The sequence below is a fragment of the Erysipelothrix urinaevulpis genome, from assembly GCF_009828835.1.
Taxonomy (GTDB): domain Bacteria; phylum Bacillota_I; class Bacilli_A; order Erysipelotrichales; family Erysipelotrichaceae; genus Erysipelothrix; species Erysipelothrix urinaevulpis.
In genome coordinates this window covers 1-15632 of sequence record NZ_WTTB01000007.1, presented here as the reverse complement: position 1 = coordinate 15632, position 15632 = coordinate 1, and the positions used below count along the sequence as shown (strand labels likewise).

The following is a 15632-nucleotide window of genomic DNA, read 5'->3' as shown; positions in this document are numbered from 1 at the left end:
GAGAGGTGATACAGTGGAAATATTAAAAGTAGAAAATCTTGTTAAAACATATAAACAAGGAAAAGAAGAAATTTATGCCTTAAATGATATAAGCTTCTCAATTCAAAAAGGAGAATTTGTAGCGGTAATGGGTCCCAGTGGTTCAGGGAAATCAACGCTTATGCATATTCTTGGTTGTGTTGATAAAGCAAGTTCTGGAAAAATATACATTGATGGAATGAATATTTCAGAAATGAATGAAAAGAAATTAACGATTTTTAGACGTAGACAAATAGGGCTTATTTACCAATTTTACAATTTAATCCCGATGTTAAATGTACAAGAGAATATAGAATTACCACTACTTCTTGATAATGCTCCGGTGGATAGAGATTATTTTGATACATTGATTGACCAAATGGGATTAGATAAGCGATTAAAACATCACCCTAATGAGTTATCAGGCGGGCAACAGCAACGAGTCTCAATCGCTCGTGCATTGATGAATAAACCCAGTTTAATTTTAGCTGATGAACCAACAGGAAATTTAGATCAAGAAAATTCATTAGAGATTGTAAAACTGTTAAAAAAATCTCATCGTGAACATATGCAAACAATCATTGTCATTACACATGATATTAATATTGCTAAACAAGCAGAACGCGTCATCTACCTTGAAGATGGAAAAATAATCAAAGATGAGGTTCTTTAAATGATGCTAGTGGCTAAGCTTGGATTAAGGAATTTATTTAAAAACAAAAAAATAGCGATGTTGAGTTTGATTAGTATTGCCTTGTCGGTTGCAATGACAACTATGGTTGTAGCATTTTCATATAGTGTTTACGAAGATGAAAAAATCCAAGTACTGAATAGCTCTCCACGCTATAATATTCTATTCTTTCATTTAACAGACCATGAAAAATTTATCGAAGAGATGGAACCTTACATGGAATCGTATTCTTTAGTTACACATAATAGTTATTTTTTACTTGATGATACAGGCAATCAAATGGTAAATGTAGCAGAAAGTATAAGCGAATATTACCCCAATAATGACCATTTATCCTATTCATTAAATCGTTTAGATTGGATTCCACTGCGGGACAAAGAAACAATTTTAGAAGGTCGGTTCCCAAATAAAAACAACGAGATGTTTATGTCTATTAAGATGAAAATGTTGTATTTTCCAACGTTGAAGTTGAATGATACGATCAATTTATCTCGAAAAATATATTTTGATGATGGTAACGTTGAAACGCATCCAGTTGATCTGAAAGTTGTTGGTTTTAAAGCAGATGACAGAATGGCAAATACTTCGTATGTTTATCAAGACAAAGTAGAAGGCATGAGAATTATTGAAGTTAAAGTGAACGATAATATTCGTAATATAAATGACTTTATTAAAATGGTCGATGAAAAAAACCTTATAAATAAAGACCAAATTACTGATGGGCATTATTATTTTCTTAATGATGACTTGAATAACTTTGAAGGGTTAGATTTAAAATTAACTGAAAATAAACTAACTTCAATTACAATTATCTTATTTATGATAGCGGTTTTATATCTGGCCACGGTCAGTATGATTTACAATTCATTTAATAGTCGGGTTCAACAAAATCTTCACGATTATGGTTTGTTGAGGAGTGTGGGAGCAACTAAAAAACAGATTCGTTTTGCGATTCAAATTGAGTCGTACTTACTTGGGGTTGTTGGTATTATATTAGGAATAGCATTAGGTTCAATTTTAGCAAGAGAATTGGCGAATTATGTAAGTCAGTCTATGTATGCAATGAAGTTATCTGATGAACCTGTCGTAATGAGTGTAGTTTTACCTTTATGGGCAGTCCTTGCAAGTTTTCTTATTTCACTGATTTTGATTAGTTTTCCTATATGGAAGATTACCCACAATTTATTTAAGCAAACATCCATTGAATCGATTAAAGAACATAAGAGATATAAAAAGAAAAAAAGGACCCCATTACGTTCAAAGCAGAATATACCATTTAGCTTGGCGCATCGAAAATTGAAAGTTGATGGAGGAGGGATGAAAGGTACAAAATGGTCTCTTACGGTCAGTCTAATTATCTTTTTAAGCATAACAAACATTGTATACTCGACGTTTAAAAATACTGGATCAATTAATCCTAACAGTTACAATGTTTATCTAAGGAACTCTGATCATGAAACATATGAGGATATAAAAGTACAAAACCAATCAATTCAATCAATGTACTCAAATGTATCAAAGAAAAGAGAATACTACCTGGAATCTATTAATTTTTCTGGTCTCGATGTTAAAAACGATGATGACGAAATGTTAATCAGTGAATATGAAGCCGTGGATGGAGCGAGGCTAAAAGTAACAGTTGTGGATGATGATTCATATAATAAAATACTTTTAAATGAAGGTTTACCTAAAGAAACACAAGTGATTTTAGTTGATAAACCGAATGATATTGATGAAAATAGTGAAAGATTAAATTTTTATGAAGGCCAAAAAATTAAAATTGGCAAAGACAGTGATATTGAAATGCTAAAGATTGATTATGTTCCATTAACAATTGATTCTATATTGAGTGAAAGCAAAAGTGACTTTATTAGAAATCAAATTAATTCAACAAAATTCTTGATGCGTAAAACTTTCTTCGAAAGTCAGTTTAAAGCTTTACTAGATAATGACTATGTCGTCAATTCATCTTTTGAGAATGTTATTTACATGAATGTTGATGAAGCAAGTCAGTTTAAAACTACATTGGAGAAGAATTTAGGCGATAAGGTTGAAGTAATAAATATTGAAGAACATCAAATGTATATCATTAATACGTATAAATTATTTGATAATGTTTTTAAAATTATTCTAGCGATTGTTTTTGTTATCGTTATTAGTAATATGGTCAGTGTGAACCTTGTCCAGCTTGAATCTAGAAAAAGAGAGCTTTCCTCACTCATGTCTGTTGGCATGACTAAAAAGGAAGTTAATAAAATGCTTTACTATGAAATTATTATTTCATCAATTGGTCCTTTTATAAAAGCGACAGCAATCTCTATTGGATTATTAATGGTCTATGTTCATTTTGTTAGAAAGTTTAATCCAATTGTGACATTCAGTTTAAATTTAAAAAGTTTTATCTATAGTCTTGGCTTTGTAGGAATATTTATTTTAGTTAATTCCGTCGTTATATATCAAAAACGTAAACGTCAAAGTATTTTAGATGGAATGAGGTCAAATTAAATATAAAGAGAACCAAAAATTTTGGTTCTTTTTATTTAGGAGTTTGATGTTGAAAAACATAATTTGTAAAGGGATGCAAATGAAATGTAAGTTTTGTGGAGTGAGTGAGGAAAAATATTTTTACAAAGGGGTATGTAGGAATTGTCTTACATTAAGTCAAGATGTTGCTAAGATTGAAGGGAAAAGAAGGCAAATTAAATTGAATCTTCCTTTTGAACTGACCATCTTTCAAGCAAATCTTATTAAAGAATTAGGGACAGCAGTTAAGCAAGATGTATTTATTGAAGCGGTGTGTGGAGCAGGAAAGACGGAAATGGTTTTGCCATTGCTTGTTGCAATGTTGAATCAAGGTAAACGATGTGCTTGGGCAATTCCACGGCGAGAAATAGTGATTGAGCTATCAGACAGACTCAAGGCATACTTTCCAGAACTTCAGGTTGTGAAGGTGTGTCAAGGTTTTACCCAATGTGTTACTGGTGATCTGGTTGTTTGTACTTGTCATCAATTGTATCGATATCGACATCAATTTGATTTATTAATTCTGGATGAACCCGATGCTTTTCCTTATCGTGATAATAAGATGCTTGAACATTTTGTTCTTAAAAGTTTGAGTGAGACTGGGCACATTGTTTACTTATCTGCGACAGTGGATGAAGCAATGAAAAAAAAGATTAAAAACAAGGAAGTTAAACATTTAACATTGCCCATACGACCGAGTTTAAAGTTGCTTCCGGTGCCAGTTTGGCGCTTAAGTCTCATTGATAATCTTTTGTTCTGTATTGATTTATACAGAAACCGTCACACTAAAGCAATCATTTACGTTCCAACTAAGCGACAAGCACGTTTACTAGCGCGATGTCTTATGTGTCCATTTATCACATCACAAAGCGAGGATAAAGAAGCGATTCTTGATTCATTTAGAAATAAGTTGAAAGGTTTTCTAATTAGCACTACGTTATTAGAAAGGGGAGTTACGTTTGAAGGAATTAATTGTTATGTGTTGCAAGCGGATCAAAGGGTATTCACTCATGCTACCTTGGTTCAAATAGCGGGAAGAGTCGGGAGAGGAACCCAAAATACGAAAGGATCGTGTTATTTTTATTCAAAAGAAAAAAATTTAGAGATTGTAAGATGTATAGAAAATATCAATGCTCACAATCAATGTGCCTGCTCTGTTTTAGAAGTTTAGAAAAAGAAGGGAATTTCGTTAGTACAATTTTACTTGGTGATCAATTATGCACATCTTGTCGTGAGAAGATGAAATCAAAACCAGTGAGAATAAAACTAGATACAACGAATATTGTTTCTTTATTTGTATATGAAAAAGAAGTAAGGAACAATATCTTGAGGTATAAAGAAAGCAAAGATATTTTGTTGGCAAAAATATTTATACATCCTTATTGGGTTTGGAGGTTTAGAAAGTATACGATTATTCCTGTGCCATCTACCATTCAAGCGAATAACAAAAGAGGCTTTCGTCATATGGAAGAAATTGTTAGAAGAAGTGGCTTTAAAAACATAGAAGCTTGCCTAAAACATTGTGGAGAAAAAGAACAGGCATTACAACACTTCTCAAAACGACAAAATGTGTCAAATTATCTTATGTTGGAAAACGAATCTGTAATTCGTGGAAAGCGACTCCTTCTCATTGATGATATTTTGACCAGTGGCGAAACAATGAAAGCTTGTGTTAATTTACTGAAACCTTATGCAAAAGATATTCGCTGTTTAGTTATATCAAGTGGAAAAAAATGGTATAAAAAAACTTCTAGTTGATGAGTCAACTAGAAGTAAATTAAAGTATTTTCTTACGCTTCTTTTTTACTTTTTTGTGAAATTACAAAAGAAGTCACAACACCAATTAATGCAAGGAAGATTAAGAACATGAAGATGAAACGGTATCCATCAGCACCATGTTGATCAATCCATGAACCAAACATTGCATGCATGAAGAAGTCAGGTGCATAACCGATAATCGATGCAACACCGATGACTGATCCGTAAAGTTTTCTTGGGATTTTTAATTCTTCTGATGTTGCCCACATTACACCAAAGTTCATATAAATTGTGATTGAACTTGCGATAATTACAAGAAGGGCACCGATATTACCTAATTGTTTACCAAATAACATTAGAACTACAATAAGAGCTGCAGTAATGATTGATGAAATCATAATATTTTTGGAAGGTTTTTTTGTTTTGTCTGAAAGAATTCCACCGACTGGTGAGAAAATTGCACGAGCAATATAGGTTCTAAAGATTGCGATTAATGTACCAACTGTCCCTGTTATTAATAGAACATCTGTCACATATGATGTCATCAAGGTTGACCCTGAGAATACACCATAGATTGAGAAGATGATTAATGATAATAACCATGTAGCTGGCATTTTAAGAACTGTGATTAAGTCTTTAACACTAATTGGTTCTGCATTTTCATCAGAAACATCAAGTTCTTTTGGATACAGAACCCAGAACATGACAGCACCTAAAATGTTAAGTGAACCATACATGATCAAGACTGATTTTAAACCATCAGCTTGTGCTGCAAATAATGAGAAAACATAGGCTGCACCAAGAGCAACTACGGTATTAACAACACCTTGGAAACCAGCGTAGAAACCGTAAAGTCTTCCTTGTTCATCTTCTGTACCAAGCATACGAACAGCCTTGATGACAGATCCCCAGAAAGCAAAAATAGTTGTGAATCCTAGGACAGTCCAAGTAATTAGAGCCATTGTATAATTCATATTGAATGCAAAGATAATTGTGATAATACCAGTTCCAAGTGCTGAAACAGTAATAATTTTTCTTTGACTGTATTTATCTGAAATATATCCCCCAGGAATTAATGTAATCGCATTGATCACAGCATAAACAGAAAGTAACATTCCTGATTGTTGGTTTGTAATACCTAATCCAGCAATTAAAGCATCATTGAATACGTATTTAATATAAGGCAGTAAGTAAGCTGCACTAAACATAAATCCTAGTAATCCAACTAGAAAATATTTTTTCCCTTGTGACATTTCCATTGTTATTTCTTTCCTCCTAATTCAATATCTCTTCGATTGACTAAGTCAATTTCATCATAGTTTCCGCTGATGTAGTTTAAAATGTTCTTCACTGAGTCTGTTCCTGATTGTTCCATTGAATCAAGTGAATAGAATGCAGCATGTGGTGTCACGATTGTGTTTTTGTGATTGACCAATGGTTCTTCTTCCAAGACTGGATATTCAGTGGATAGAACATCTAAATAAGCATAAGAAATCTTTCCGTTATTTAGAGCTTCTAAGAGATCTTCCTCATTAACAACACCACCACGTGCACTGTTTACAAATGCAGGGGCTTTCGTTGTTAGTGCGAATAAATCTTTGTTAATGACTTTGTCAGTTGCACTATTAAGTGGTAAGTGACATGAAATGATATCACTTGTTTCAAAAATTTCTTCCATCGATGCTGATTTAACACCAAGTTCTTTAAATGTCTTTTCATCAACAAATGGATCGTATGCGATCATTTCACAACCAAACGCAGCAAGTTTCTTAACGACTAAACGTGGGATATTTCCTAATCCCAAGAATCCAATTGTTTGGTTGTTAATGCGACGCATATTTGGGAACTCATCGTAAATCCAGTTGTGTTCACGTTTAACTGAGTCGTTATATTGAATTAATCGTCTGTTGTGTGCAAAAATACATGCAATAACATAATCAGAAACTTCTTCAATGCAATAGTGTGGAATGTTTGATACAGGCATGTTTCGCTCGTTTGCCTCTTTTAAATCAATTCCATTTGTTCCAATTGATTGGAAAGCTACCATTTTTAAGTTTGGAAGTGAATCCATTACTTTAGGTGTAATTTTTTCATAGCCACAAATAATAAAGTCTGCATCATGAGCATTCTTTATAATATCTTCCTCAGTTGGTGAAACTGAAAGAATAATTTCAGCTTTGTCCCCTACCATTTCTTTTTGTGCTTCAAAAGTACCATCTTCTTCAAATAATCTATAGATTTTCATTTATCTCTCTCCTTTACGCAACAATATCAATTCAAGAATATCAAATCAATAAGTCCATCTAAGTTTTATGTAATCAATATCATGTAGAATGTCATATAATGTGAAAATACTTACAAAAGGGCTTTAATTCGTGAAATATACAACAATTTGTACATACTTCATGTGTTTTTATTGTGAAAATGATTCGTTTTCTAATATGCAAATGAGCTCATGCACCACTGATCTTTAAAATAAGAATGCAATCAAGCGTTCGAATGTGAAATAGAAGCTACCTTAATGACAAAGCGCTAAGTAAGTGCTTACACTTGCCTTATTTATGAAAAACAAGTATAATTTTCTATAGAATGAAGAAAGGTATAGGAAAGATAATGCAAGGAAAAGTTAAGAAGTTCAATAAAAATAAGGGGTTTGGCTTCATTACTTTGGAAGATGGGCGTGATGTTTTCTTTCATTATTCCCACATCGTCATGGAAGGTTTTAAAACGATTGATGAAGGAACTGAAGTAGAATTCGAACTTGTTGAAACTGAACGAGGACCACAAGCACATAATATTATTAGAATATAGATTAAAAAAGTTGGACGGTCCAACTTTTTTAATGGTCAATTTATGAGGGGCTTGTGGTACAATAAATAAGAATGGAGGCACGTATATGCTTGATTTTATAAAGAATATTTTTAACAATGATAATAAAATTTTAAAAGAAGTATCAGATCTTGCTGATAAAATTGATTTACTTGCTGATGAAACTCGTGAACTGAGTGATGAGGATCTTAAAGCTAAAACACCTTTCTTTCAAGAAAGAATAAAAAATGGAGAAACACTCGATGATATTCTCGTAGAGGCTTTTGCAGTAGCAAGAGAAGCTGCTTACCGTGTGATTGGAGAATTCCCATATAAAGTTCAATTAATGGGGGGGATAATTTTACATCAAGGTGATATCGCTGAAATGAAGACTGGGGAAGGAAAAACTTTAACGTCAATTCTTCCTGCGTATTTAAATGCTCTTGATGGTAAAGGGGTTCACATCGTTACAGTTAACGAATACCTAGCACAACGTGATGCTGAGTGGATGGGTGAAATTCACCGCTTTTTAGGATTAACTGTTGGATGTAACTTACGCTCGATGAGTGCAAGTCAAAAACGTGAAGTCTATGAATGTGACATTACTTATACAACAAACTCCGAAGTTGGGTTTGACTATTTGAGAGATAACATGGTGACGGAAGTTAGAAACCGTGTTTTAAGACCGCTTAACTTTACTTTAATTGATGAAGTTGACTCGATTTTAATCGATGAATCTCGTACACCCTTGATCATTTCAGGTGGAGCCCGTGATGGAGCAAAACAATATGAACAAGCCGATCGTTTTGTTAAACGTCTTCATGAAGGTGCAGATTATGTTATTGATATTAAGTCAAAGACTGTTCAGCTTACAGAAGATGGCGTCACAAAGGCAGAAAAATCATTCAGAATTAATAATTTATACGACTTAGATAATACAGGACTGGTCCATCATATTAACAATGCGCTTAAGGCTAATTATATTATGATGCGAGATGTTGAATATGTTGTTCAAGATAACCAAGTCGTTATTGTTGATCAATTTACAGGTCGTTTGATGGAAGGAAGAGAATATTCGGATGGTCTCCATCAAGCGTTGTGTGCAAAAGAAAACGTAACAATTAAACAAGAAACAGTTACATTAGCAACCATCACATATCAAAACTTCTTTAGACTCTACAGTAAGTTGTCAGGGATGACAGGTACAGCTAAAACTGAAGAAGAAGAGTTCTTGCAAATCTATAACATGCGAGTTATAGAGATTCCAACGAATCGTCCAATTGCTCGTGAAGATTATGCTGATTTGATTTATGGAACACAGAAAGCGAAATTTGAATCGTTATTAAACACAGTTAAAGAACTGCATGAAAAAGGTCAACCAGTATTGGTGGGTACCGTTGCTGTAGAAACTAGTGAATATATTAGTATGATGATGAAACAACGACGAATTCCTCATGAGATTCTAAATGCGAAAAACCATGCTCGTGAAGCGCAAATCATTGAAAAAGCAGGTCGTAAAGGCTCTGTGACAATTGCGACTAACATGGCTGGACGTGGAACTGATATTAAGTTAGATGATGAAGCACGTGCATTAGGTGGACTTGCGGTTTTAGGGAGCGAGCGTCATGAGTCAAGACGTATTGATAATCAGCTGCGTGGACGTTCTGGTCGTCAAGGTGACCCAGGAATGTCAAGATTCTTCGTTTCATTCGAGGATGATTTAATGCTTCGTCATGGTAGCGAACGTTTTGAAGGTGTTTATAGTAAACTGGGTGATGTAGCCATTGAAAATAAAGTGATTACAAAACAGATTGAGGCAGCTCAACGTCGTGTTGAGGGAATAAACTTTGATATCCGTAAAACCTTATTAGATTATGATGATGTCTTACGTCAACAACGTGAAATAATGTATGAACAACGAAATGAAGTTTTAGATCAAGACGATGTTCACGGTATTATTCACGGAATGTTTAATAAAGTTATCTCTGATACGATTTCCGCTTACCGAGATTTTGAAGCCAAAGGTGAAGCGGTGGATTACGAAGGATTGCTTGAAGCATTGCAAACATTAAATATTGTCGATGATAAAATATCTGTTTCAGAGTTACAAGAAGGTACGATTGAAGAACTTCAAACGAAACTTACGGAAGATGCATGGGCACAATATGAAAATAGAATTGATGAAGTTAAAGAGCAATTTGTAAAAATTGAAAAAGATATGGTATTAAGCATGATTGACCGTTCATGGATTGATCATATTGATGCAATGGCAAAATTAAGAGAAGGTATTCACCTACGCTCTTATGCTCAAGAAAAACCATTGCAAGCTTATGTTAATGAAGGATTTGAAATGTTTGAAGAAATGTTAAGTAAAATTGCAGTGGATATTGTTATGTTCTGCGTGAATGTGAAAATAGAATATAGACAAGGGTGATAGAATGGAATTATACGAAATTAATCAAAATGTAACAGAAGCATTGACTTCACTAAAGACATTGGGTGACTCTCTTTGACTTAGATCTCAAAAGAGAACAGGTAAAACAATTAGAACAAGAAATGATGCAAGATGGTTTTTGGGATGATCATAAAAAAAGTGCTGCTCATGTACAAAGCATAAACTCAAAGCGTAAAGCGATTGAAAGTTTTGAGCATTTACAAGAGCAGTTTACCTCATGTTTAGAAAGTGTAGAACTTCTAAAATTAGAGAAAGATGATGAGTTCCAAAACGAATTAGCACTTGTGGTGAAAGATTTGAAAAAAGAACTTGATGATTTTTCTCTGCTTGTCCTCTTGAGTCATGATTATGATCAAAAAAATGCCATTTTGGAAATACATCCAGGTGCAGGGGGTACAGAGAGTCAAGATTTTGCAGAGATGCTGTACCGTATGTACACACGATGGGCGCAAAAAAAGGGATATAAAGTAGAGGTTCTTCACTATTTAGACGGAGATGAAGCAGGAATCAAATCTGTAAGTCTCTTAATTAGCGGGACATTTGCTTACGGTTACCTTAAAGCTGAAAAAGGAGTCCATCGCTTAGTGAGAATTAGTCCATTTGATTCATCAGGTCGACGCCATACTTCATTTGCTTCAATTGATGTTTCGCCTGAATTTGATGACAGTATTGAAATTACAATTAATCCAGAAGATATCGAAGTGGATACATTTCGATCAAGTGGTGCAGGTGGTCAGCATGTTAACAAAACAGACTCAGCTGTAAGAATTACCCACAAAGCCACTGGAATTGTAACAACGTGTCAGAATGGGCGAAGCCAAATCCAAAACAGAGAAGAAGCGTTGAATATGTTAAAGAGTAAACTATATCAACGTCAAATAGAAGAGAATGAAGCTGCAATGGCCAAAATTAAAGGTGACCAAAAAGCAATTGAATGGGGATCACAAATACGTTCATATGTCGTCCATCCTTATACGATGGTCAAAGACCATAGAACACTTCATGAAACAAGTCAACTAGAGGATGTGTTTGATGGGGAAATAGATCCATTTGTAGAAGCATTTTTGAAGATGAATGTGAGCGATTAAATGAAAAAAAACAAAGGTTTGCTTTTAGATGTTTTACTAATTTTTGCGGGTAACTTTACAGTTGCTTTTGCAGCAACGTTTTTTATCTTGCCAAATAAAATTTTATCGGGTGGAGTAGCAGGGTTTGCCATTGCTCTGTACCCGATTTTTAATGTTAATCCTGAAATTATGATCAATATAATATTGGTGGTCACGTTTATGCTTGGATTTATATTTTTAGGTAAAGAATTTGCTTTAAAAACTTTAGCAAGTACCATTTTATATCCATTATTTGTATATTTATTTGGTTTTATCGAAATTCAAACATCAATGAGCCCTATCCTTGCCTCTATTTATGGTGGTATTTTAACAGGGATTGGATTAGGGTTAACGTTTAGAACTGGAGCCAGTACAGGAGGAATGGATATTGTTCCCCTAATTCTTGAGAAATACACGAACGTTAAAGTTTCGATTTGGATTTTGTTATCTGACTCACTCGTGATTTTGCTCGGATTGAGTAATTATGGATTAGAACTTGTATTAATTGGTTTCCTATCAGTATTCACAGCGAGTTATGCAATCGATAAAATTCAAATGATGGGTGGGGATAAAGCAAAACAAGTCTTTATTATCACCCACAAAAAACATGAAGTTTTGCATGCGATTCATACCATGATTGATCGTGGATCAACATTAATACCGGCAAAAGGCGGTTATACAAATGAAGAGCGTGAAATGATTATGACTGTTTTAATGCACTATCAATATCCAGAGTTAGAAAAGATTGTAAAAGAACTTGATCCTGAAGCATTAATGATTGTTTCTGATGCGACTGAGGTCCACGGACCAGGGTTTTACAAGGTTTAGTTTCACTTAGATTTCAATAAACGTATGTTATAATGACAAAGTAGGAATGGAGTTGTTGTCTATATGCTTCGATTAAAAGATGTATCAAAGCGGTACAAAAATGGTGTTAATGCACTATACGAAGTTAATTTAACGATTTCCCAAGGAGAGTTTGTTTATATCATTGGTCCTACGGGCTCAGGGAAATCTACATTAATAAAAGTATTAAATGGTGAGGAGATTCCGACAAAAGGTGAAGTAAGTGTCGGTGATTTTAATGTTGGAAAACTAAGGCACTCAAGAGTGCCTATTTATCGTCGTAACATAGGTGTTGTTTTTCAAGATTTTAAATTGCTTGAGAAAAAAACTGTGTTCGAGAATGTCGCATTCGCATTAGAAGTGGTCAACACACCACGAATGGAGGTAAGAAAACGAGTGCGTGAAGTATTGCGTCTTGTCGACTTATCAGAGAAAGCCAATGCTTATCCATTAGAGTTGAGTGGTGGACAGCAACAAAGGGTCGCGATTGCAAGAGCAATTGCCAATAAACCGATGTTGTTAATTGCTGATGAACCAACTGGAAACTTGGATCCTGAAAAATCATATGAAATTATTGATTTACTTGAACGAATTAATCAAGAGGAAGAAACTACTATTTTAATGGTTACACATGATATTGATATTGTAAATAATTATAAAAAACGTACAATTGCCCTAGATTCAGGACATATTGTTGCTGATATGAATACGGGGGGATATATGAACCATGAGTAGAATTGGAAGACATTTAAAAGATGGTTTTACAGGCGTGTTTCGACACTTTGCTCTGTCGTTATCGAGTATTTCTTCGGTAACAGTAACATTGCTTTTGATGTCCATGTTTTTGTTTTTAAACGTTAACATTGAAGCTATGACAAAAAACGTTGAGAAAAGTGTGCAAATTCATGTTCAATTAAACCATGATATTGAAGAAAAAACGGTTAAAGAACTTGAGGAAGAAATAAAGAAGAATCCTGAAGTCGAAACCATTAAATTTTCGACGAAAGAAGAAGAATTGGAATATTTTATTGAAATGGATGGAAGCGAAGAAGCTGAAGATTTATATGGACAGTATCGTGGTGAAAACAATCCCTTTCTTGATGCATTTTTAATTACGATAAAAGAAGGTGAACAAATTAAGTCAGTTACGGATAGAGTAAGCGAACTTGATGGTGTTTACTATGCTTCTTATGGTGGAGATGGCACAGGAAATTTAATGGAGACTCTTCAACAAGTTAGAAATGTTGGATTGGTAACTGTTATTTTCTTAACGGCAGTTGCAATATTCTTAATTGCTAATACGATCAGAGTTTCTGTGCAATCAAGACAGAAAGAAATTAGTATCATGAGAACTGTTGGGGCAAGTAACTGGTATATTCGTTGGCCTTTTATTATAGAAGGTATGATTATTGGGTTTATTGGTTCAATCGTTCCGGTGCTGGTGTCAGTGTTTTTATATAAATATATTTTGGATGGAACAGGTGGCGTTATTTGGTCAACTATGTTTAAATTGGTTCCTGCAGAACCACTTGTATATCAAATTTCAGGCCTTTTAGCACTTATAGGAACATTTGTAGGGGCTTTAGGTAGTATGCTAACAGTAGGAAGATTATTGAGGTGGTCTCGATGAAACGGAAAACTAAGCAAATTATTATTTTAGTCGTTGTAATTTTAATGGGGTTAGGATTGTTTTCACCCTTATTCGCGTTGTCGGATAAAGATTATAATTACTACAGTGCAAATGAAAGTAAATACGATAGTCTTTGTTATGGAGGATACAACCCTTCAAATAAAGGTACTTGTGAACAATATAAGCAATATAAACAAGAAAAGAGAGAGCGCTTAAAAAAAGAAATCGAAAGTGCGAGTAAAACCCAAGGTGAGATTCAAGGGCAACTTGATGATGAACAAAAGAAATTAGAGACCTATCACAGTGATATTAAGCGTTTAGAAAATGAGATTGTCGAAAATGAGAAGAAAATTTCGGCTATCGAGGCATCAATTAAGAAAACAGAAAAAGAAATTAAAGAACGCGAAGATCATATCGAAGAATTAAATAAATTGGTTAAAAAATTCCTTGTTAATATGCAAGGGGAAATGCGTGTTAATGGTTATATTGAATTTCTAATGGGTGCGAGTGATTTTTCGGATATTGTGCGTAGAAGTGAAGGTATGAAGCGAATTAAGGAATATAATGAAGCAATTATTGCTGAAATCCTTGAAGAACAGAAAAAACTAGAAGCAGATAAAGAAAAATTAGAAGAAAATAAAAAAGATTTAGAGTTGGAAAAAGAGTTAGCAGTTGCGCAAGTTGAGAAAACAAAAGCGTTGAAAGCTAAAATTGAAGCGATTGTTAAAGAACTCTTAATTCAAAAAGCAAATCAAGTAAAATTACAAGAAACAAAAACGAAACTTTCGGATTCTGAAAAGAATAACATGGATAAAATATTCCAACAAACACCACCTCCAGTAGATGGTGGCGGTGGCGGCGGAGGGTCGTCATCCAGTGGTTGGGGTAGTCCGATTGGTGGAAGTTATGGATGGGGTCCAGGTGTTTGGAATTATCCAGCAAGTTTTGGTGGACATAAACATATGGGACAAGATTTTAGTGTCTCAATCGGTACACCTTTACTTGCAGTTGGAAATGGTGTTGCGGTTGGATCAAGTGGTGGATGTCCTACATGGGGCGGTTACCCTAATTCATGTAATGGTGGTTGGGGTAATTGGGTCAATTTAGTTGTTAATATTAATGGTAAGTATTACGGCTTACTTTATGCTCACTTACAAGCTGGAGGTGTCCATGTTGGTGCCGGTCAAGCGGTGAGTAAAGGACAAAGAATTGGTCTAAGTGGATCGTCAGGTGCATCAACCGGACCACACTTACATTTAGAAGTTTATTATTTAGGGACTAATTCAGCCCAAGCTTTAAGCTATTACACAACAAATACATTTGGAACTGGTTCGTCAAGTTATGGGAATGAGTATTCAAAACGTTGTAATATTAATGGAAACACTCCGCCTTGCCGAATGAATCCGGCGAGTGTGGTGGGATAAAACAAGTAAACTCTGGGCTTTTTGATATAAAAGTCTAGGGTTTTTATTTTATAAAGTGTCCTAATTTAAAATGGTGGAACGAAAAATATGTTAGATTGAAAAAATGATAAATAATTGCTATATATAAGGAAGAGATAAAAGAGTAAAAAACAAAAGTAAAATAAATAAATAAAGTTTGCGAATAGAGTTGACAAGGGAGTATGTGGATGGTATTATAATCAAGCGTTGACCGGGAAACGGTACGCAGCAATGGTCTTTGAAAACTGAACAGGAAACGTCAATTTCAAACAGAAATAGATAACAAAAATAAAACAATAACTCGTCAGAGTTATTCATGAGAAAGAATCAAATGAAGAGTTTGATCCTGGCTCAG

At 34.2% G+C, this 15632-nt stretch carries 13 protein-coding genes; 11 read left to right on the top strand and 2 right to left on the bottom strand.

What is annotated here, in order from left to right; translation table 11 throughout:
- Nucleotides 1-13: 13 nt before the first annotated feature.
- From GVV10_RS08065 to GVV10_RS08050, 4 genes are all read left to right on the top strand, one after another.
- Nucleotides 14-691, top strand: coding sequence for an ABC transporter ATP-binding protein (locus GVV10_RS08065; protein ID WP_159521492.1), 678 nt, complete (start codon nucleotides 14-16; stop codon nucleotides 689-691).
- A complete protein-coding gene (locus GVV10_RS08060) occupies nucleotides 692-3214 on the top strand; it encodes an ABC transporter permease (RefSeq protein WP_159521490.1) in 2523 nt (840 codons plus the stop codon).
- A gap of 49 nt (nucleotides 3215-3263) precedes the next feature.
- Nucleotides 3264-4403 (top strand): helicase-related protein, encoded by a 1140-nt coding sequence (locus tag GVV10_RS08055; RefSeq protein WP_159521488.1) that lies wholly within the window; start codon nucleotides 3264-3266, stop codon nucleotides 4401-4403.
- Between the two features lie 68 nt (nucleotides 4404-4471).
- A complete protein-coding gene (locus tag GVV10_RS08050) occupies nucleotides 4472-4990 on the top strand; it encodes a ComF family protein (RefSeq protein ID WP_159521486.1) in 519 nt (172 codons plus the stop codon).
- Nucleotides 4991-5022: 32 nt separating this feature from the next.
- On the opposite strand, the gene GVV10_RS08045 is transcribed toward GVV10_RS08050, so the two are convergent.
- Both GVV10_RS08045 and GVV10_RS08040 read right to left on the bottom strand, forming a co-directional pair.
- A complete protein-coding gene (locus tag GVV10_RS08045) occupies nucleotides 5023-6249 on the bottom strand; it encodes an MFS transporter (protein WP_159521484.1) in 1227 nt (408 codons plus the stop codon).
- Between the two features lie 2 nt (nucleotides 6250-6251).
- Nucleotides 6252-7235, bottom strand: a complete 984-nt coding sequence (locus GVV10_RS08040; RefSeq protein ID WP_159521482.1) for a C-terminal binding protein — start codon at nucleotides 7233-7235, stop codon at nucleotides 6252-6254.
- Nucleotides 7236-7603: 368 nt separating this feature from the next.
- Between GVV10_RS08040 and GVV10_RS08035 the strand changes: the two genes are divergently transcribed.
- From GVV10_RS08035 to GVV10_RS08005, 7 genes are all read left to right on the top strand, one after another.
- Nucleotides 7604-7801 (top strand): cold-shock protein, encoded by a 198-nt coding sequence (locus GVV10_RS08035; protein ID WP_159521639.1) that lies wholly within the window; start codon nucleotides 7604-7606, stop codon nucleotides 7799-7801.
- 85 nt (nucleotides 7802-7886) lie between these two features.
- Entirely contained in the window at nucleotides 7887-10232 is a 2346-nt protein-coding gene (gene secA / locus GVV10_RS08030; RefSeq protein ID WP_159521480.1) for a preprotein translocase subunit SecA, read from the top strand.
- A 4-nt stretch (nucleotides 10233-10236) separates the two neighbouring features.
- A protein-coding gene (gene prfB, locus GVV10_RS08025) for a peptide chain release factor 2 (protein WP_201290025.1) occupies nucleotides 10237-11341 on the top strand; the annotation gives its coding sequence in 2 pieces (ribosomal slippage) (nucleotides 10237-10308 and nucleotides 10310-11341; 1104 coding nt in all).
- The gene (locus GVV10_RS08020; protein WP_159521478.1) at nucleotides 11342-12187 is read left to right on the top strand and encodes a YitT family protein; all 846 of its coding nucleotides are present in this window, start codon (nucleotides 11342-11344) and stop codon (nucleotides 12185-12187) included.
- 63 nt (nucleotides 12188-12250) lie between these two features.
- Nucleotides 12251-12940: a cell division ATP-binding protein FtsE gene (gene ftsE, locus GVV10_RS08015; RefSeq protein WP_159521476.1), complete on the top strand. Its 690-nt coding sequence runs from the start codon at nucleotides 12251-12253 to the stop codon at nucleotides 12938-12940.
- Complete coding sequence (gene ftsX / locus GVV10_RS08010; RefSeq protein WP_159521474.1) at nucleotides 12933-13835, top strand: permease-like cell division protein FtsX; 903 nt, start codon at nucleotides 12933-12935, stop codon at nucleotides 13833-13835. The genes ftsE and ftsX overlap by 8 nt, the downstream gene beginning before the upstream one ends.
- Entirely contained in the window at nucleotides 13832-15259 is a 1428-nt protein-coding gene (locus tag GVV10_RS08005) for a murein hydrolase activator EnvC family protein (protein ID WP_159521472.1), read from the top strand. The genes ftsX and GVV10_RS08005 overlap by 4 nt, the downstream gene beginning before the upstream one ends.
- The last annotated feature ends 373 nt before the right edge of the window (nucleotides 15260-15632 follow it).